We start from the raw sequence: 18035 nt of genomic DNA on the forward strand, positions 1-18035 counted from the left end.
TCGCGCCGCATAAACCTAACCGTTCGTCTTTTCCCCGCTCGACCGCCAGGATGGCCCATGTACGACCGTCTGGCCGAGTTGCCACTCGTCGTCGACGAGTACGCGCTCTCATCGGCGTCGCTCGACACCTCGAGTGATTTCACCCGCGTCACGACGACCATCTCACTCTCCGGCGACGGCGAGACGGGCCGTGGCGAAGACGTCGGCTACGAGAGCGACGACCAGCGTCGGTTTCAGGACGCCTTCGGCGACGGCATCCTCGACCTCATGGGCACGTACACCCTTCGGTCGTTCTCGAATCACCTCGACGATCTCGACCTCTTCCCGGAGCCACCGGAGCGAGCGGCCGACCGCCACTATCGCCGCTGGGGATTCGAAAGCGCCGCCCTCGATTTGGCGCTCCGGCAGGCCGATACCGACCTCGGAGCGATGCTTGACCGGTCATATAACCCCATCAACTTCGTCGTCAGCACGCGGCTGGAATCGGCCGACCGGCTCGACGAGATACGAACCGTTCATCCGGATGCGGCGTTCAAACTCGACCCGACATCCGAGTGGGACGAGTCGCTCATCGACGCTATCGCCGAGCGCGGCGGCGTCCGAGTTCTCGACCTGAAGGGCCACTACGAGGGCACGGACGTGGATGCCGCCCCCGACCCGGAGCTGTACCGGCGGCTCACCGAAGCGTTTCCCGACGCAATTTTCGAAGACCCGGCTCTCACCGACGAGACGCGCCCCATCATGGAGGCCGTCCGCGACCGACTCTCGTGGGACGCGCCGATTACGAGCATCGAGAGCGTCGAATCGCTGCCGTTCGAACCGCAGTGGCTCAACATCAAGCCTTCCCGGTTCGGGACGCTCGAGTCTCTTTTTGACACCATCGATTACTGCGAAGCGCACGGCATCAGAATGTACGGCGGCGGCCAGTTCGAACTCGGCGTCGGGCGCGGGCAGATTCAGACGCTCGCCTCGCTGTGGTATCCGGACGGCCCGAACGACGTCGCGCCGGGCGGCTACAACGCGGCCGACCTTCCAGAGAAGTTGCCGACGAGTCCGCTGACTCCGCCGGACGACCCGACGGGGTTCCGATGATCAGTCACCGAGATACGCTTCCTGGACGGCGACGATTTCGCTCGAATCCGCACACTCCGCATACCGCCGCAGTGGCTCCTCGTTCAACTCGAGGAACGTGTGGCCCCACCGGAACTTCCCGAGAATCTCCTCGGCCTGCTCGCGGTGGCCGAGGATGCAGAGTGCGCCCGCAAACGCCTCGACGGTGTTCAACTGGAACGGCGTTCCGTAGTTGATGGGGTTGGCCGCAACGAGGAAGGGGAGTGCCCGATGGTCGCCGTCGAGTTTGAACGCCTCCTTCTCGGCGGTCTCCCACGAGCAATCGAGGGCGACGAGTCGCTCGGCCGAGGCGTCGGCCGGCGACAGCGCGACGTCGGCGTAAGGGTCGAGGACGACACCCGGTGGCGTCGCTCGCGCCGAGCGATGCAGTTCCGCGAGGTCGAAGCGCGCGAGCTTTCGCGCCGAGCATTTCTCGGGGTCGTCGTCACCCTCGTACCGGACGTGCAGTTCCACACCGCTGTTTGTCGGCCGGCGGACAAAAGTCGCTCGGGGTCGCCGCGTCGGCGAGTCACTCGCGCCGCCTATTTCGGGATGCGGTTCCTACCGCGACCATGGACGGTGCCACGCTGGCTCGGGAGTATTATCACGCGATAGACGACGATGAGTACGAGACGCTTTTCGACGTGCTCGCCGGCGGCTTCGTCCACTATCGCCCCGACATGACCATCGAGGGCCGCGAGGAGTTCGTTGCATTCATGCGAACGGGCCGCCCCGAGACCGACACCGAACACGCCATCGACGCCGTCTACGTCCGGGAGAACGGCGGTGGTGACATCGCGGTCGAGGGCCGACTCCTACGCGCCGACGGCGAGACGTGGTTCGGCTTCGTCGATACGTTCACTATCGGTGAGAACGGTATCACCGAACTTCGGACGTACACCGACGACCATCCGACGTGAGCAGGCGCGCTCCGGCAGTGTTCCCACTGCAGGCGTGCCGTCGAGACCAAATACGCGTTCTGTGGGTCGTGCGCCCGACCGCTGCCGAACTGAGCCGGATTACTGATCGCCGACAGCCGATTCGCCGACGGGCTCCTGCCCCTCGATGACGTCCGTGCCCATGTACGGCTGGAGCGGTTCGGGCACGTCGACGGTACCGTCCTCGTTCTGGTAGTATTCGAGGATGGCGACGACGACGCGCGGCACCGCCACGCCGGAGGCGTTCAGCGTGTGGATATACTCCGCGGACTCGTGCTGTTCGGGTCGGTACTGGATGCCCGCACGCCGCGCCTGGAACTCCTCGAAGTTCGACACAGAGGAGACTTCGAGCCACCGGCCGCCGACCTCGGGCCCCGTCTCCATGTCGTCGCCGGGTGCCCACACCTCGACGTCGTATTTCTTCGCCTGCGTGAACCCCATGTCGCCGGTGCACATCTCGAGGACGCGATACGGCAGGCCGAGCGCTTCGAGGACGGCCGTCGCCTCATCGAGTAGGCCGTCGAGGCGGTCGTAGCTGTGCTCCGGGCGCACGAAGTTCACCATCTCGACCTTGTTGAACTGGTGGACGCGGACGATACCCCGGGTCTCGGTGCCGTGTTCGCCGGCCTCCCGCCGGAAGTTCGGTGAGTACGCCTGATGCTTGATGGGGAGGTCGTCGTCGAGCAGGATTTCGCCGCGATACATGTTCGTCACCGGCACCTCCGCGGTCGGGAGCAGCCAGAGGTCGTCGTCGTCGTAGTCCTCGTCGTTGCTGCCGCCGAGGCGGTAGGCGTCCTCGATGAACTTCGGGAACTGGCCGGTGCCGCGCATCGACGCCGAGTTGACGGGCAGCGGTGGGAACACGTCGGTGTAGTCGTGTTCGTCCCGGTGGAGGTCGAGCATGAACTGCACCAAGGCGTGTTCGAGGCGTGCCCCCTCGCCTTTCGCGAAGTAGAAGCCGCCGCCGGAGACCTTCGCGCCGCGTTCGAAATCGAGGATGTCGAGCTCCTCGCCGAGGTCGTAGTGGGGGATGACCGCCTTGGGGAGGTCACGGCGGTCGTCGAAGCCCCAGCGGTCGACTTCGACGTTGTCAGATTCATCCCCGCCGACCGGGGCGTCCGGGTGCGGGACGTTCGGTAGTTTCAGGAGCGCCCGCTCGAGTTCGGCTTCGAGTTCGTCGGCGCGTTCTTCGACCGCTTCGAGTTCTTCTTTCAGTTCCTGGGAGCGCTCGATGGCTTCCTCGGCTTCCTCCTCGTCACCCTCACGTTTGAGCTCGCCGATCTTGCTGGACACCTCGTTCCGCTGGTGTCTGAGATTGTCGCCTTCCGCTTTGAGCTCGCGCCACTCCTCGTCGATGTCGAGGATGTGGTCGAGGTCGACATCGACGCCCTTGGTGTCGAGCGCCCGTCGCACCTCCTCGGGGTTCTGCCTGACGAACTGCCTCGATAGCATTTGCTGGCGGTTCGCTTGGCCCGGGCAAAGACGTGTCGGTCGCCTGCGATGGCGTCTTACCCTTCGATAAACGCCCTTCGGCGGTAGCGGTGTTGACGACAGAACAAAGTGAATAGTGGTCGTTCGGTCGAGCATGATAGAGCAGTATCTCGAGCGGCTCTTCACTTGGGAGAGCCTCGAGAACACCGAGCGGGGCGTGGAGTTCGAACTGAAGAATCGCCTCATCGAAGCCGAATTCGAGGGCGTCACCGTGGTGAAACTCGACGGCAAATCGATACCGCTGGAGGACATCACGCTCGAACTCTCGGCGGACGAACGGTATCGCGCCGACAAAATCACGCCCGAGAGCCCCCTCGAACTCGACCTCGCGGAGACGGTACAGGTTATCTGCGACCGCAAGCGGCTCCGACTCGGCGTCCACGAGGTCGAAATGGGCCTGCAGGTCGAGGGATACGGCGAGGTCGATTTCACGACCGACGACGAGATTCGAATGGAAGACCTCATCGACGTCGACCCAGCCGATATGACGGTCGCGGAACTCCGCGAACTGGCCGGCGACATCACCGAGCCGAAAACGTTCGAACGCCTGCTCGAACGCGAACGCGAGGGGAAGGCCCGCAAGACCGCGATCGAACTGCTCGAAGAGCGCCACGAGGCCGCCGAGCCACTGGATGAATCGGAGATGGTTCGCTCCGAGATTCCCGAGCGAGACACCGGTGGCGGCAGCGTCAACGAACTGCTCGTCGACGTTTTCGAATCGCCACAGCGGGTGTCGGTGTATCTCACCGTGCAGACGCTCGGCAGCGGCACGCCGGAAGAGATCGCCAGCCGAACCGTCTTCCCGGAGCGTGTCGTCGCGTCGACGCTCGAGGATTTCGAAAGCGAGGGCATCGCCGAGCGAACCGCGGACGACGCGTACACCGTCGCCTCGCCGGTCAAGGTGTTGCAGAAGCGCCAGAGCGAACTCTGGTCGGTGCTTCGGGGCACGATGTAGCGGGAGGGTCGAAACGGTAGCTGGGCTTTAGGGCGGTACCGACGGAAGAGAGTCGTATGGGCATTGGCGACGTCTACGAGGTCGAGGCGGCGACGGACTGTTACTACGTGGATACGGGCATGTACGACACGCCCCAGTACGGCGCCGTCTACATCCTTGATACGGAGCGGCCGGCCATCGTCGACACCGGTATCGGGACGAACTACGAGCGGATTCTCGACGCCCTGGAGACGGTCGGAATCGCGCCGTCCAACCTCGAAACCATCGCGGCGACGCACGTCCATCTCGACCACGCGGGCGGCGCGGGCTTTCTCGCCGCTGAAACCGACGCCGACGTGTACGTTCACGAGAGTGGCGCGACGTTCCTCGCCGACCCCGGCGGGCTGTGGGCCGGAACGAAACAGGCGGTCGGCAAACAGATCGAGTTCTACACCGAGCCGAAACCGGTGCCGGTCGACCGCATCGAGCCGATACATGACGGCGCGACGCTCGACCTCGGGAACGTCGAACTCGACGTCCACCACGCGCCCGGCCACGCCTTCCATCAGGTGATATTCCACGACGTCGCCGACGATGTCGTGTACGCGGCCGACGCGGCGGGCATTTACGTCCCACAGCGAGACGCGATCCGTGAGACCTCGCCACCGCCGGATTTCGACATCGAAGGCGTCATCGCGGATGCCAGGCTGATTTCGCGGCTCGACCCTGACACCATCTGCTATGCACATTTCGGCCCGGAGCCGGCCGACGAACGGGTCTCGGAATACGTCAGCGTCATCACGGACTGGGTCGAGGGCGTCGCCGAGAAACGCGACGAACTGGGCGATGACAACGCCGTCATCGAGCATTTCGTCGAGGCAGCCGACATCGACGAGGTGTGGGGGGCAAAGAAAGCCGATCCCGAGGTCGCGATGAACGTCCGCGGCGTGTTACAGTATCTCGACGAACGAGCGGAATCCCCGCAGTAAGCCACCGATGTTTATCAGGGCGCGTGGCGAAACCGAGTTCGTGACGGAGGGACGCTAATGTCCGAGGCTGCACTGATTCCACTCGTCGCCGCGATCCTCGGTCTCGGGGTCATCTCACAGATACTCGCCGACCGGTTCGAGGTACCGAGCATCATCTTCCTTCTGGCCGCAGGTATCGCGCTCGGCCCGAACGGGCTCGGCGTCATCACCCGTGAATCGTTCGGAACGGGACTGTCGGCTATCGTTGGGTTATCGGTCGCCATCATCGTTTTCGAGGGGGCGTTCCATCTGAAAGCCCGGAAGCTGCGTGAATCCCCGGCAGCAGCGGTACGGTTGGTGACGGTCGGCGCCGTCATCGCCCTTATCGGCACCGCGGTCGCCGTCCGCTATGCCTACGGAACTAACTGGATTCTCGCGTTACTCATCGGCTCCCTGCTCATCGCGACGGGGCCGACGGTCATCACCCCGATTCTCGAAGTGGTACCGGTTCGTGATCGCGTGGCGGCCGCACTGGAAACCGAGGGCATCGTCAACGACGTCACGGCCGCTATCCTCGCCGTCGTCGTCTTCGACCTCATGCGGCTGGAGACGTTCGAGCCGTCTTTCCTCCTCCGGTCGTTCGCCGAACGCCTCGGCGTCGGTGTCGTCGTCGGGCTCCTGGTCGCCGCGGTGCTTTGGTATCTGCTCAGATACGTCGACCTTTCGCCCGGCAACGCACCGCAGAACGCACGACTGCTCGTGCTCGCGGGCGCGCTCGTCGCCTTCGGCCTCGCCGACGCCATCGCGACCGAAGCCGGCATCGCCGCCGTCGCGACCGCCGGCATCACGCTCGGCAATCTCGATGTCCCCTACGAATCCGACATCGAGGAATTCAAAGGCGACATCACGCTCATCGTTCTCTCCTTCGTGTTCATCGCGCTCGCGGCGCTGCTCCAGATAGACGACCTCATCGCACTCGGATTGCCGGGGCTGGCCGTCGTGGCGGTCGTCGTGTTTATCGTCCGCCCCGTGCTGGTTGCTATCTCGACGACCGGAAACCGATTCACCACGGGCGAGCGACTGTTCATGGGGTCTGTCGGCCCGCGCGGCATCATCCCCGCATCGGTCGCGACCCTCTTTGCGGTCGAACTGCAGGCGATGGGACAAGACCGGGCCGCGACGCTGCTCGTCGGCACGGTGTTCCTCGTCATCCTTTCGACAGTGCTGTTCCAAGGCGGGCTTGCCCGCTACATCGCGGAGTTCCTAGACGTGATACCAATGCGTGTACTCGTAATCGGAGGTGGTCGAGTGGGGCGTGTCCTCTCCGACCGCCTCGACGACAGAGGTGAGAACGTCGTTATCATCGAAAACGACGAAACAGCGATCGAGCAGGCCCGCAACCAGGGCCATGCCGTCCACATCGGCGACGGCACCGACACGGACGTCCTCAGGGCGGCCGGCGGTGACAACGCCAGCATCGTCGTGGCGGCGACCGGTGACGACGACGTGAACCTCCTCGTCGCCCAGCTCGCGAAATCGAAATTCGACGTCGAGACGGTCATTGTTCGTGCGAACAACCCGGACAACGTCGAGGCGTTCGAAGACCTCGGCGTCCGAACCATCTCCTCGACGTTCGCGACCGCGCGAGCGCTCGACGACGCCATCGAGCGGCCGGCGCTGGCCGACTGGCTCGGCTCCATCGGCTCCGTCGGTGACGTTCAGGAGATGCCGGTGACCGGCAGTGATTTCGTCGGCAAGACGGTTCGAGAACTCGGGCCGGAGCTCCCCGGCAACTGCCTGGTCGTCCTCGTCTCCCGGAACGGGGAGACGCAGGTGCCTGAAGCCGACTTCGAACTCCAGGAGGACGACCGCATCACGGTCATCGGCGACCGCGACGACGTCCGGGATGTCATGAATCGCTGCAACCCCGAAGCCTAATTTCCTTCTAAACCGTCCTGGCATTGGTGGCACTCGTTTTATTACACGGGCGCCGTACCACACAGTGAGCATGATTCATACAGAGGGAACCCTGCTGTCAGTCGATGTCGGCAGTCGGGAGATGACGGAATCGAATATCGACGAGACGCTTGAATCCTTCATCGGAGGGCGTGGCGTCGGGACGAAACTCGCACACGACCGCATCCCGTTCGACGCCGACCCGCTCGGCCCGGAGAACAGCCTCGTGTTCGCGACCGGCCCGCTGCAGACCTCCATGATGAGCTTCACCGGCCGGATGTCCTGTACCGGGCTCTCGCCGCTTACGGACGGGATTCTGTCGTCGAACGCCGGCGGCTTCATGTCCCGCCCCTTCGTCGACACCGGCCACGCTGCCGTCGAGATTACGGGCGCAAGCGACGAACTCGTCGGCATCCACGTCACCGATGAGGGCGTCGAGTTCGAGGCCGTACCCGACCTCGCGGAAGCCACCGTCGAAGAGACCACCGAATACATCGAGGAGTTGACGGGCCTCGATTCGGAGCACACTGCCGTCGTCGGGCCGGCCGGCGAAAACGGCGTCCGGTTCGCCTCTATCATGACCTCGGAGTCGCGCGCCTTCGGCCGCGGCGGCCTCGGTGCCGTCCTCGGCGCGAAGAACGTCAAGTTTCTCACCTTCGACGGCGACTCCCGTCCGGAAATCGAGGGTCTCGACGACGAACTCGTCCGGGAGATTCACCAAGAGGCCTCCGAGTCGAGCAGTCCGATGAAGGACGCCGGTACCGTCTCGGTCTCCGATTACGCCAACGCCGTCGGCGCGCTCCCGACGAAGTACTTCCAGGAGCTGCAGTACGACAAGGTCGACGACATCGGCTCCGCCGGCGTCATCGAGCACAAATACAAGAAGGGCACCTGCTCGTCGTGCGCCTTCGCGTGCAAGCTTCCGACCCGCGACGAGGAAAGCGGACTGGAGACGGAAGGCCCCGAGTACGAGACGATGATGTCGTTCGGCTCGAACGCCCTCATCGACGATTTCGTCGCCATCATGAAATCCAACGAGCTCTGTGACCAGTACGGGCTCGACACCATCTCCTGTGGCGACGCCATCGCCGCCTATCTCGCCGCCGAAGACGAGTTCGGCAACGCCGACCTCATCCACGAACTCATCGAGAAAATCGCCCACCGGGACGGTGTCGGCGACACGCTCGCAGAGGGCATCGACCGCTTCCACGACGAGCTCGGCGTCGAGAACTGGTCGATGAAGGGCATGGAGTTCGCCGCCCACGACGGCCGCACGCTCAACGGACAGGGGCTCTCCTTTGCGACCTCGAACCGCGGTGCCGACCACATGTACGCGGAGATGTACCAGCTCGAATACCCGCTCGTCGCACCGGACGAGGCGCTCGACTCCGACGGCGTCGAGGGCAAATCCGAGCGACTCATCGAACGGGAGAACAAAAACGCCATCCACGACTCCGGCGTCCTCTGTAAGTTCGCGGCCTCGAACATGACCCACGAGCGGTACTCGCGGCTGTTCGACGCCGACTGGGAGCGCCTCCAGAACGTCGGTAGCCGAATCGTCGAACTCGAACGTCACTTCAACAATCAGCGCGGCTTCGACCGCAACGACGACGACGCCCTCCCGTACGAACTGGAGGGGCTCGACGAGGAGCTGTCGAGCTACTATGACCTGCGCGGCTGGAACGACGACGGCACCGTTCCGGACTCGATGGTCGGCGGTGGCGACGCGGCGACGGCCGACGACTGACGCCGTCTTCGATCCGCCGTTTCTCGCGTGAATCAGCCCACTTTACTGTTTGGACGCGAATCAGTCTGTATGGACACTGAAGTCGTCACGCAGTCGCTCGGTGAGACAGGCATCGCAGGTGTCGCCGCAGTCGCCCTCGGACTCCTCATCCTCGCACGCGAGAACCGTCGTGCTGCCCTCGGCGCCGTCGCCATCATCGCCGGCTACGCGCTCATCGGACACGGCCTCACGGGGGCGTTCCTCAAATCGATGGGGATGGATTACGACGACCTGTTCGAATAAACAGTCTCCGGCGGATGTACACTCGGGTTTGGTTCCGAAGAAAGGCAGTGTGTAGGCTGTAGTTCCTCTTCGCCGTTCCAGGTTCTTGTGTCGATAGTGTCGTGAAGAAGCGGTTTTCGTCAGTCGAACCCGTAGCGTTTGTGCGCTTCGTCGATGTCGACGATCTCGAGGACACCCACCTCACCGTCGTCTTCGTAGATGTCGTAGAAGGCTGTCCAAGTGCGGCCGATGTGCATCCGGTAGCGTTCTTCGCCGTCGACCGGGAGTTTTTCTTTGTCTCCTCGGCCTTCGCCGGGGTGCGGATTGTCTTCGAGGTAGCCGAGGGTATCGCGGACGATGCGCTCGGTTTTCTCGTCGGCAGCGTCCAGGAACTCGGCGACCTGGGGGCTGAGAAGGACGTCGTAGTCAGCCGTCATTGAGTTCGACGAACTCCTCGCGGCTCTCGTCCATCTCGCGGAACCGGTCGGCCAGCTCGCGACGGTTCCGCTCTTGAATCAGCTCCTCGAGGAGCTCGTCGTACGTTTCTCCTGCGTCTTTCAGTTCGTTCAGTTCCTGCCATCGTTCTTCTGTGACTGGAATGCGTTTGTTGGCCGTCGTCATGGTGCCCACACCGATACTAGCATATCCTTACAACTCTTACAACGTAAGTCCATCGGTTGTAGTCCCGGCTAATCGTCGGTTAGCAGTGGAAGGTACTGTTCAGCATTCGAAGCGATACTCGCGGCAAGGGCCCCGGCACTCTGGCGGTTATTCTGTATCAAGCGGGCGAGACGTGCGTCCGTCGGAATGTGATAGAGCTCAATCAGGTATCCTTCTACAGGATCGTCGACCTCGACCTCAAGCCGGAAGCGGTCCTCAGGGTCGATGTAGGTCACGATATTGCTGTGAGTGGGTCGATTCGTTTTCCGTCGCGGCGCCAGGTTTCGAGGGGCGAACCATCGGGTTCGGGCATCAACATCGGCCTAGATAACCGATAGCATACCGGCCGTCAGCCGTGCTCGGGGTCACGGGCGCGGTGTTCGCTGATGAGCTGGTCGAGCTGCTCGGATTTCTGCCGTTGGCGGCGTTCCTCTGCGCGTTCCTCCCAGTCTTCGATGACGCTCTCGACCTCGTTCTCTCGGGTGATGGCGAGTTCGTCGATCTCCTGAACCGTGACCTCATCGGCTGGCCCGACGGGGATATCGTGGTCGAAAAGCACCTGGTCGGCCTGCTCTGAGAGGCCCCCCTCGCGCAGGACGACCCGGGGTTCGCAGTCGGCCAGCAGCTCGGCGGTCGTCCGGCCGGCGCCGCTCGCATCGCGCAGATACACCACGTCACCCGCCGCGATGCCGTAATCGTCCTCCGCGGCCTCGATGGCGCCTTTGGTGAACTGCTCGATTGGTTTCACGGGAATGAGGCCCTGCTTGTCCGCAGCCACGTCCGCGAAATCCGAGTGGTCGAGCTTCCACAGCTTCTTGAGCCGTTCGAGCTTCCCGTCGAGTTCCTCGTTGGCTTGCTCGGTTTCCGCGAGCTCGCGCTTGAGTCGCTCGTTCTCCCGCTCCAGCCGCGTCACTTCGCGGCGCTCGCGGGCCTCACGGCGCTCCTCGCGGCGGGCATCCGAGAGTTCGTCTTCGAGTTCCGCGACCCGGTCGTTCTTCTGGGCGATGGTGTCTTTCAGGTCGTCGACGTGGGTCTCCAGCCGCTCGATGCGGGATTCGAGTCGCTTGATTTTCTTCTCCTCGGCGGTCAGCTCCCGGGGGTCGTGTTCCGTCGTCTCCGCTTCGGGCTCGTCGTCGTCGGTTAGCTCCTCGAGGACTGCCTCGACGCTTTCCTCGCCGGCGACGACGCGGGCGATGACCTCGCCGCGGTCGAACTGCGGCGGCGTCTTGGCGCTGATGCGCTCGAACTGGTCTTCGTGGTCGTCGAAGGCGAAAAGCGCCGCCGCCATCGCGTCGCGCTCGTGGTCGTTGTCGTAGGACGTCTCGCGGGTGCGATGGAGCTTCTCGTCGACCGGGAGGTCACGCTCGGGAATCCAGCCGCCGGCGTCGAAACTCCGGCGGATCTTCTCGACGGTTTCGGGCATCGGCTCGACGTCGGCGGCGACGATGACCGGCCGGCCGTGCTCGATGATCCACTCGATGACCTCGGCGGTGCCGGCGGTTCGGGTCGACCACACGTCCAGCACCGAGCCGTCGAGGTCGAGCAGCGCGACCGCCGTCGTCGTGCCGGGATCGATGCCGACGACGACGTGGTCGCGTCGCTTCGCAAGGGGGCGGTATTCGATACCGTCCCGGCGCTCGCGCTCGATTTCGATGCGGGTGTCGCCCGACCGGTGTGTCGACACCGGAAGCTCCGAGGGTTTGCCCTCGACCTCGAAGATGGCCTGTGAATAGCCGCCATACTTCTCGGTGACGTCCATCTCGTAGTCGAGTGCGGCCTCGTCGAGTTTGGATTCGACCTCGCGTGCGGTCTTCTTGACCGACCCGTGGATGCGTCGGGTGAAGCGGTCTTCACTCCAGCCGCCACCGCCGCCGGTCGAGCGGCCGCGGGCGACCTTGACCTGCGTCGTGTCGGTGAACGCGGACACCTCGTAGCCGATGTTCCGGGCGGCGAGGCGGGCGGCGGCTTCGGCCTCCTTCATCGGCGGTTTCGCGTAGGGAACGCCGTGTCTGGACGCAACGCGGGAGAGCGGCTCCGGCCGCTCGTCCCCCGTCACCTGCACCAGCTTCGTCTCGGTCGGCAGTTCCCGGAGGAAATGGACGAGCGCCCCTTTGTCCTCGGCGAGTTCGTACGTGTTGTCGGTTGCGACGATAGCCGGCGCTTCCTCTTGGATGCGCCGGCGGAGTTTCCGGCGGGAGACGACGTCGCGGTCGATCGACTCACCGTCGAAGGCCACGAGGGCATACGAGGGTGCGTCACCGCGGACGTCGCCACTCTGGATGTCGACGCCGAAGATGAGTGAATCGAGGGCACTCGTTCGCGTGCTCACGCCCGCGAATAGGGTACGAGTGAGTATAAACTCCGTGCCGCGATGGAGCCTCACGCCTCGTCTCGGCGTGCGGATTTTTACCCCCGCACGGCAACTACCCCACGATGGCACGCTACTTCGAAGACACCGATGTCGGGGATGTGTACGAACTGGACGGACGGTACGACGTGACGAAAGCGGAGGTCAAGGAGTTCGCCGAGAACTACGACCCACAGCCGTTCCACCTCGACGAGGCGGCCGCCGAAGACTCGATTTTCGGCTCGCTTGCAGCCTCAGGGTGGCACACTGCATCGATGTGCATGCGATTGCTCGTCGACGATTTCCTCGAACCCGAAACGTCGATGGGTGCCCGTGGCGTCGACGAACTCCGGTGGATTCAGCCGGTCTATCCCGGTGACACGCTCCGGGTCGAGGTCGAAATCCTCGACAAGCGTATCTCCGAGAGTCGCCCGGAGATGGGCCACATCCGGACGAAACTGACGGGGTACAACCAACACGATGACGCGGTTATCGAGTGGAAGGCCAAGGGTATGCACCGTCGCCGCGAAGCCGACGAGTAATCAGTCGCCCGGATACGGCACGTCGACTTCGTCGCCGTCGTCGGGGACGAACGCCCGCTTTCCGTCGAACACCTCGCGGGCTTCCCGCTCGATTGGGCGGGCGTGGCCGGCGTACCGGGAGGAGACGTGGACGAGCGCGAGCCGTTTCGCGTTCGCCCGCGAGGCGATTTGGGCGGCGTCGGTCGCCGTCGAGTGCCCCGTTCGCCCGGCGCGGTCGGCGTTGTCCGAGGCGAACGTCGCGTCGTGGATCAACAGGTCGGCGTCATCAGCGGCGTCGACTGTCGTGTCGGTCGGCCGGGTGTCACCGGTGTAAATGATCTTGCGACCGGGCCGGGGGTCGCCGACGACTTGGTCGGGTTCGATGACGGTGCCGCCCTCTAGTTCGACGGGCTCGCCGGCGTGGAGTTTCTGGAACTTCGGCCCGATGGGGACACCCAATTCCTCGGCGCGCTCGCGGTTGAACCGCCCTTTGCGTTCGTTCTCGACGAGCGCGTAGCCGACCGACCGGGCATCGTGTTCGGTCTCGAAGGCCCGAATCTCGTACGCCTCGGCCTCCAGTGCGACCTCACCGCCCTCGACGCCGTGAATCCGAACCGGGAACGACGGTTTCGCACCCGTCGCGCCGACGAGGCGTTCGACGGCGTTCTGCTTGCCGCTCGGGACGTGAATCGAAAGCGGCGCCTCACGCTCGTTGAAATCCATCGTCTGGAGCAAGCCCGGTAGTCCGAGCGTGTGGTCGCCGTGCATGTGTGTCACGAAGATGTGGGAGACGGCGAAGCCGGTGCCGAATCGCATCATCTGTCGCTGGGTGCCCTCACCGCAGTCGAACAGGAACCGGTCGCCCTCCCGGCGGACGAACACCGAACTCGTGTTCCGCTGGGTCGTCGGCACGGCCCCACTGGTTCCAAGGAACGTCACACACAGCGACATAGCCGAACGATGTGGCGACGTGAATAAACCGACTTCGATATGGCCGGGGCTGGTGGCGTCGGCGTCCGGCTATTCGAGGCGTGACCTACACTTCGAGGAACCACTCGTCGTAGCCGTCGAGTTTCCCCTCGACGAGGTCGAAGAACTGCTGTTGGATCTCCTCGGTGACGGGGCCGCGGGAGCCGTTGCCGATTTCGGTGTCGTCAACGGTGCGAATCGGCGTCACTTCGGCGGCTGTGCCGGTGAAGAACAGCTCGTCGGCGGTGTATAGTTGGCCGCGCGCGATGGAAGCCTCGTCGTGGACGGTGTAGCCGAGGTCACGCGCCAGCTGGATGACGGTGTCGCGGGTGATGCCGTCGAGGATGGACTCCGAGAGGCCGGGCGTGTAGATTTCGCCGTCGTTGACCATGAAGAGGTTCTCGCCGGGGCCTTCCGCCACGCTGCCCTCCTTGTTGAGGACGATTGCCTCGACGTAGCCGTTGCGGCGGGCTTCCTCGCCGGCCAGCATGGAGTTGATGTAGGGACCGGTCGCTTTCACGTTGGTCGGAATCTGACTGGAGGCATGCTTTCGCCACGAGGAGATCATCACGTCGACGCCGTTTTCGATGGCGTCCTCGCCGAGATACGCGCCCCACGGCCAGCAGGCGACCATCGCCTCGGTCGGGCAGTCCTTTGGCGAGACGCCGAGGGAGTTGTAGCCGTAGTAGACCAGCGGACGGATGTAACAGGATTTGAGGTCTTGCTGGCGGATGAGTTCGAGCGTCGCCTCGGTGAACTCCTCGCGCGTATGGTCGATGTCGTGGTCGAGCACCTTCGCCGAATCGAACAGGCGGTCGAGATGTTCCTCCCAGCGGAACAGCGCCGGCCCGTTGGCGGTATCGTAACACCGCGCGCCCTCGAAGACGGCCGTGCCGTAGTGCATCGAGTGCGTGAGAATGTGTGTCTGTGCGTCGTCCCAGTCGACGAACTCTCCGTTCTGCCAGATGGTGTCGACGTCCATCTCCTCGAAAGACATACTTGCCCTGTTGGGGGCGCCCGTAATGAGTGTTGACGATTATTGCCAGCGGCTGGCACGGCGCCGAAAGACCGGCCAGCGTTATTTGAACCGCGCCAGAAGCTCGGAGCCCTCGACGTAGGCGAAGCCGTTGCGGTCGGCGTAGGCGCGGGCGGCGGCCGGCGCGAGCGCGCCGCCCGTCTCGTCGTCCATCATCTCACAGACGACGACGGCGGGTTCGACGCCGGCGGCCTCGGCCAGCGCGATGCCGAGTTCGGTGTGGCCCTCCCGGTCGTCGAGCAGGTTCGGCGCCGCACGGAGCAGGTGGACGTGGCCGGGCGCCCGGAAGGTCTCGGCGAAGGCCTCCGTGTCGGGCGCGATGGCGTTTTCGGCGCCGTCGCCGGCGACGGCCGTGGCTCGGGCGGCGTCACCGGCTGCCTCACCGAGTTTTGAGATGGTGAGCGCGCGGTCGTCGTCGGTGATGCCCGTGAAGGTGTCGCGATGATTGACCGTCAGCGAGAACGACGAGCGCTCGTCGTAGCCGAGTTCATGGGAGGCTGCGGCCGGATGATCGACGACTTCCTGCATGAACGGCAACTCCCAGGTGGTACAGACGGTATCGGAGAGCGCAACGCAGACGAGGCCGCCGGCGTCGTTGCGCATCCGGGCGACGTCGTCGGGCGTGACCGCGGCAGCGGGGTAGACGAGGTCGACCTCGCCCTCGCGGTCGGCGGCGTCGTGGATCAAAACGGGCTCGCCGGCGGCGAACGCTGCGATGGCGGCGTCGACGCCACGCCGAGCGCGCGGTGTGTTACTGCTCTGAGACATGGATTGTGAGGTGGTCGCCGTCGTCAAGGCCGAGTTCTTCGCGGAGCTTCTCCGGGGCGATGACTTCGAGTTGGTCGTCGCCGTGGTGGGTTCGCTCCGGCGCGATGACATGAGCTCGCTCGTAGCGCTCACCGTCGGCGGTTTCGATGGTCGCCGGCCAGCAGAACGCCGGCCCGTAGGTGCGTTCGTCGTCCTCCCAGCCGTCGATGCCGACGGGGTCGAGTGCGTCCATCCGTGCGCGGGTGCGGACGCTCTCCTCGTCGAGGTCGACGTTCAGCGTGCCGGCGAACGGCTCGTATCCCAGCCGGTCGCGGAACTGCCGCATGTAACCGGACAGGGAGATGTAGTGGCGCCCCTCGCCCATGCCGCTCGTGACGACGCCGGACAGTTCGACGTCGGCGTCGCCCTCGAAGAGGCGGCGGTAGTCGGCGTACTCCCGCTGGAGGGCTCGCTCTCCCGACTCGGTAATCGTGATGTGTTGGCCATCGCCGGTCATCTCTCGGTCGATGTAGCCGGCGTCTTCGAGCCGCTGGAGCCGCCGGGAGGCCGTCTGGTTCGACGCGTCGAGCCGCCCGGCAAGCCCCGAACACGTCACCGTCGCCCGGCCCTCGAGCGCGCCATCGAGTGCGACGAGCTTCAACGTCGCGAGCTCGTCGTGGCTGACCCGCTCGGCTGTCTGTGACATAGCGTCCGATACGGCGTTCTCTCCCTTAATCGTAACGGACGTGGAATGCCTAACAGAATTGGAAAAGAAAGACGCCGGGGGAACGCTGTACCGTTGGTACGGGCTGCGGCACGTAAAAGAATAGCGGGATTGGCAAACGATTAGGTCGATGCGTACGGGTTCGATTCCCAGAACTCGCTGCCGCCTTTCAGTTTCGGCACCCAGGTATCTTCTTCACGCGCGAGCAGCGCGACCCGTGAATCCTCGACGTCGCGAATGACTGGATGGGTCGGCAGATACTCTTGGACGGCTTCGGTGAACGCGACGATGTCCTCGTGGTCGGGCATGACGTCGCGGTCGAGGCGGTCGCGGGAGTTGCCGACGTGCATGTACGCCTTCATCTCGACGAAATCGGCGTCCGCACGGTCGAACATCGCGGCGTACCACTCGGGGCGGCTCATGTTGTAGCCGTTCAGAAGCGTCGTCCGAAGCACCGTCCGGGTGTCCTCCTTCTCGGAGAGGACGTCCAGCGTGTCGATGAGTCGGTTCCAGGCGTCGTCCTCGACGGCTTTGACGACTTCGCCGAAGGTCTTGCGGTCGGCGGCGTCGACGCTGATGTACAACTGCGTCGGGTCACACGCCTCGATGACCTCGGGTCGAGTGCCGTTGGAGACGAGGAAGGTCGTAATGCCGCGGTCGTGGAACGCCTCGATGAGTTCGGGGAGATACGGATACAGCGTCGGCTCACCGTCCAGCGAGATGGCGACGTGGCGCGGCTCCATCGCCTCATCGAACACTTCTTCGGGCACCTGGTCGTTGCCGCCGAAGCCGCTGAGCAGTTTCCGCTGGAGTTCGATGGAGGCGTCGGCGACCGCCTCGGGGTCGTCCCACTCCACGTCGCCGAGTTCGTAGGCGTGGCCGGCGTGGTCGCGCCAGCAGAACACACATCGCTCGTTGCATTTGACGACGGGCGTCATCTGAATACAGCGGTGAGATTGGATACCATAAAAATGGTTCTTGTAACACCGCCCCTCGCCACGCAGGGCGTTGGCCGTCCACCCGCAGGTCTGGGCGGCGGTGTGGTTCTCGCTGTGATAATCCGGGTCGCTGACCTGCTTGGGCATATCCGGCGTTAGACGGACGAGGCCCTAAAGGCCGTGGTTCCGCGGATGAGGGCACGACGGGCGGCGCTTCGACGCGTTGTGTGTGTGTGGAACGTTAACGTGGACTACGCGACGTTCGTTTACGTGCGGTACAGGCGAGAAAGCTCCGCCGTTCACGGCGGAGATGAATCGCCGTTATCGGTAGTTTGAACTCCGTTCCGCCCGGATTGGATGGTATCCGACGCGGTATATCCGCGCCCATGTCGGGGCAATCGGATAATCTCGGAGGTTTCGTTCCGATACGTCGAAGGTATCCCTTCGGCGGTCGGGCGAGGATACCGACGGTAAACAAGCAAGTACCTCCGAATCCCTCTCGGGATAGGAGTAACGGTCACTTGACACGACTACCACCTGTCGGTGTGGGAACCTCAAACACCTAACGCAACGAAGACCACCTTCGTGGGACTCCTCGCCCTCTATGGCGGGGAGGATGTCAATACGGAATCCTTTTTAGGTATCTCGGGTAGTATAAAATATGCTTAGAGGGCTCGACTCACGCGGA

At 64.1% G+C, this 18035-nt stretch carries 19 protein-coding genes; 8 read left to right on the forward strand and 11 right to left on the reverse strand.

Annotated features, from left to right (window positions below):
- Positions 1 to 57: 57 nt before the first annotated feature.
- Positions 58 to 1092 (forward strand): hypothetical protein, encoded by a 1035-nt coding sequence (locus ACI8UR_RS00885; RefSeq protein WP_411713823.1) that lies wholly within the window; start codon positions 58 to 60, stop codon positions 1090 to 1092.
- Here ACI8UR_RS00885 and ACI8UR_RS00890 read toward each other — a convergent pair whose 3' ends face one another.
- Complete coding sequence (locus tag ACI8UR_RS00890; protein ID WP_411713822.1) at positions 1093 to 1584, reverse strand: DUF367 family protein; 492 nt, start codon at positions 1582 to 1584, stop codon at positions 1093 to 1095. It abuts the gene before it with no gap.
- A 98-nt stretch (positions 1585 to 1682) separates the two neighbouring features.
- On the opposite strand from ACI8UR_RS00890, the gene ACI8UR_RS00895 reads away from it, so the two are divergent.
- Positions 1683 to 2030 carry a nuclear transport factor 2 family protein gene (locus ACI8UR_RS00895; RefSeq protein ID WP_411713821.1) on the forward strand — a complete coding sequence of 116 codons (348 nt, stop codon included), beginning with the start codon at positions 1683 to 1685 and terminating at the stop codon, positions 2028 to 2030.
- A gap of 99 nt (positions 2031 to 2129) precedes the next feature.
- Here ACI8UR_RS00895 and serS read toward each other — a convergent pair whose 3' ends face one another.
- Entirely contained in the window at positions 2130 to 3500 is a 1371-nt protein-coding gene (gene serS / locus ACI8UR_RS00900) for a serine--tRNA ligase (protein WP_411713820.1), read from the reverse strand.
- A gap of 133 nt (positions 3501 to 3633) precedes the next feature.
- On the opposite strand from serS, the gene ACI8UR_RS00905 reads away from it, so the two are divergent.
- The 5 genes from ACI8UR_RS00905 to ACI8UR_RS00925 all read left to right on the forward strand — a co-directional run bounded on the left by ACI8UR_RS00905 (position 3634) and on the right by ACI8UR_RS00925 (position 9426).
- On the forward strand, positions 3634 to 4494 hold the full coding sequence (locus ACI8UR_RS00905; RefSeq protein ID WP_411713819.1) for a hypothetical protein: 861 nt from the start codon (positions 3634 to 3636) through the stop codon (positions 4492 to 4494).
- Between the two features lie 56 nt (positions 4495 to 4550).
- On the forward strand, positions 4551 to 5462 hold the full coding sequence (locus ACI8UR_RS00910; protein ID WP_411713818.1) for an MBL fold metallo-hydrolase: 912 nt from the start codon (positions 4551 to 4553) through the stop codon (positions 5460 to 5462).
- Positions 5463 to 5519: 57 nt separating this feature from the next.
- The gene (locus tag ACI8UR_RS00915; RefSeq protein ID WP_411713817.1) at positions 5520 to 7379 is read left to right on the forward strand and encodes a cation:proton antiporter; all 1860 of its coding nucleotides are present in this window, start codon (positions 5520 to 5522) and stop codon (positions 7377 to 7379) included.
- 70 nt (positions 7380 to 7449) lie between these two features.
- Positions 7450 to 9144 carry an aldehyde ferredoxin oxidoreductase family protein gene (locus ACI8UR_RS00920; protein ID WP_411713816.1) on the forward strand — a complete coding sequence of 565 codons (1695 nt, stop codon included), beginning with the start codon at positions 7450 to 7452 and terminating at the stop codon, positions 9142 to 9144.
- A gap of 69 nt (positions 9145 to 9213) precedes the next feature.
- Positions 9214 to 9426: a hypothetical protein gene (locus ACI8UR_RS00925; RefSeq protein WP_411713815.1), complete on the forward strand. Its 213-nt coding sequence runs from the start codon at positions 9214 to 9216 to the stop codon at positions 9424 to 9426.
- A 119-nt stretch (positions 9427 to 9545) separates the two neighbouring features.
- Here the strand turns inward: ACI8UR_RS00925 and ACI8UR_RS00930 are convergent, their stop codons facing one another.
- The 4 genes from ACI8UR_RS00930 to ACI8UR_RS00945 all read right to left on the reverse strand — a co-directional run bounded on the left by ACI8UR_RS00930 (position 9546) and on the right by ACI8UR_RS00945 (position 12394).
- Positions 9546 to 9842, reverse strand: a complete 297-nt coding sequence (locus tag ACI8UR_RS00930) for a type II toxin-antitoxin system RelE family toxin (RefSeq protein ID WP_411713814.1) — start codon at positions 9840 to 9842, stop codon at positions 9546 to 9548.
- Complete coding sequence (locus ACI8UR_RS00935; protein ID WP_411713813.1) at positions 9832 to 10026, reverse strand: hypothetical protein; 195 nt, start codon at positions 10024 to 10026, stop codon at positions 9832 to 9834. Before ACI8UR_RS00935 ends, ACI8UR_RS00930 begins: the two co-directional genes overlap by 11 nt.
- Before the next feature lie 68 nt (positions 10027 to 10094).
- Entirely contained in the window at positions 10095 to 10301 is a 207-nt protein-coding gene (locus ACI8UR_RS00940; RefSeq protein WP_415087463.1) for a hypothetical protein, read from the reverse strand.
- Positions 10302 to 10414: 113 nt separating this feature from the next.
- On the reverse strand, positions 10415 to 12394 hold the full coding sequence (locus tag ACI8UR_RS00945; RefSeq protein WP_415087464.1) for a DUF460 domain-containing protein: 1980 nt from the start codon (positions 12392 to 12394) through the stop codon (positions 10415 to 10417).
- A 104-nt stretch (positions 12395 to 12498) separates the two neighbouring features.
- Between ACI8UR_RS00945 and ACI8UR_RS00950 the strand changes: the two genes are divergently transcribed.
- On the forward strand, positions 12499 to 12954 hold the full coding sequence (locus ACI8UR_RS00950) for a MaoC family dehydratase (protein ID WP_411713811.1): 456 nt from the start codon (positions 12499 to 12501) through the stop codon (positions 12952 to 12954).
- Here the strand turns inward: ACI8UR_RS00950 and rnz are convergent, their stop codons facing one another.
- From rnz to twy1, 5 genes are all read right to left on the reverse strand, one after another.
- On the reverse strand, positions 12955 to 13884 hold the full coding sequence (rnz, locus tag ACI8UR_RS00955) for a ribonuclease Z (RefSeq protein ID WP_411713810.1): 930 nt from the start codon (positions 13882 to 13884) through the stop codon (positions 12955 to 12957).
- Positions 13885 to 13969: 85 nt separating this feature from the next.
- Positions 13970 to 14899, reverse strand: a complete 930-nt coding sequence (locus ACI8UR_RS00960; RefSeq protein ID WP_411713809.1) for a branched-chain amino acid transaminase — start codon at positions 14897 to 14899, stop codon at positions 13970 to 13972.
- Between the two features lie 81 nt (positions 14900 to 14980).
- Positions 14981 to 15706 carry a 3,4-dihydroxy-2-butanone-4-phosphate synthase gene (gene ribB, locus ACI8UR_RS00965; RefSeq protein WP_411713808.1) on the reverse strand — a complete coding sequence of 242 codons (726 nt, stop codon included), beginning with the start codon at positions 15704 to 15706 and terminating at the stop codon, positions 14981 to 14983.
- Entirely contained in the window at positions 15690 to 16391 is a 702-nt protein-coding gene (locus ACI8UR_RS00970) for a DUF120 domain-containing protein (RefSeq protein WP_411713807.1), read from the reverse strand. Before ACI8UR_RS00970 ends, ribB begins: the two co-directional genes overlap by 17 nt.
- 140 nt (positions 16392 to 16531) lie before the next feature.
- Entirely contained in the window at positions 16532 to 17494 is a 963-nt protein-coding gene (gene twy1, locus ACI8UR_RS00975; protein WP_411713806.1) for a 4-demethylwyosine synthase TYW1, read from the reverse strand.
- Between the last annotated feature and the right edge of the window lie 541 nt (positions 17495 to 18035).

Source organism: Natronomonas sp., from assembly GCF_047616845.1.
Taxonomy (GTDB): Archaea; Halobacteriota; Halobacteria; order Halobacteriales; family Haloarculaceae; genus Natronomonas.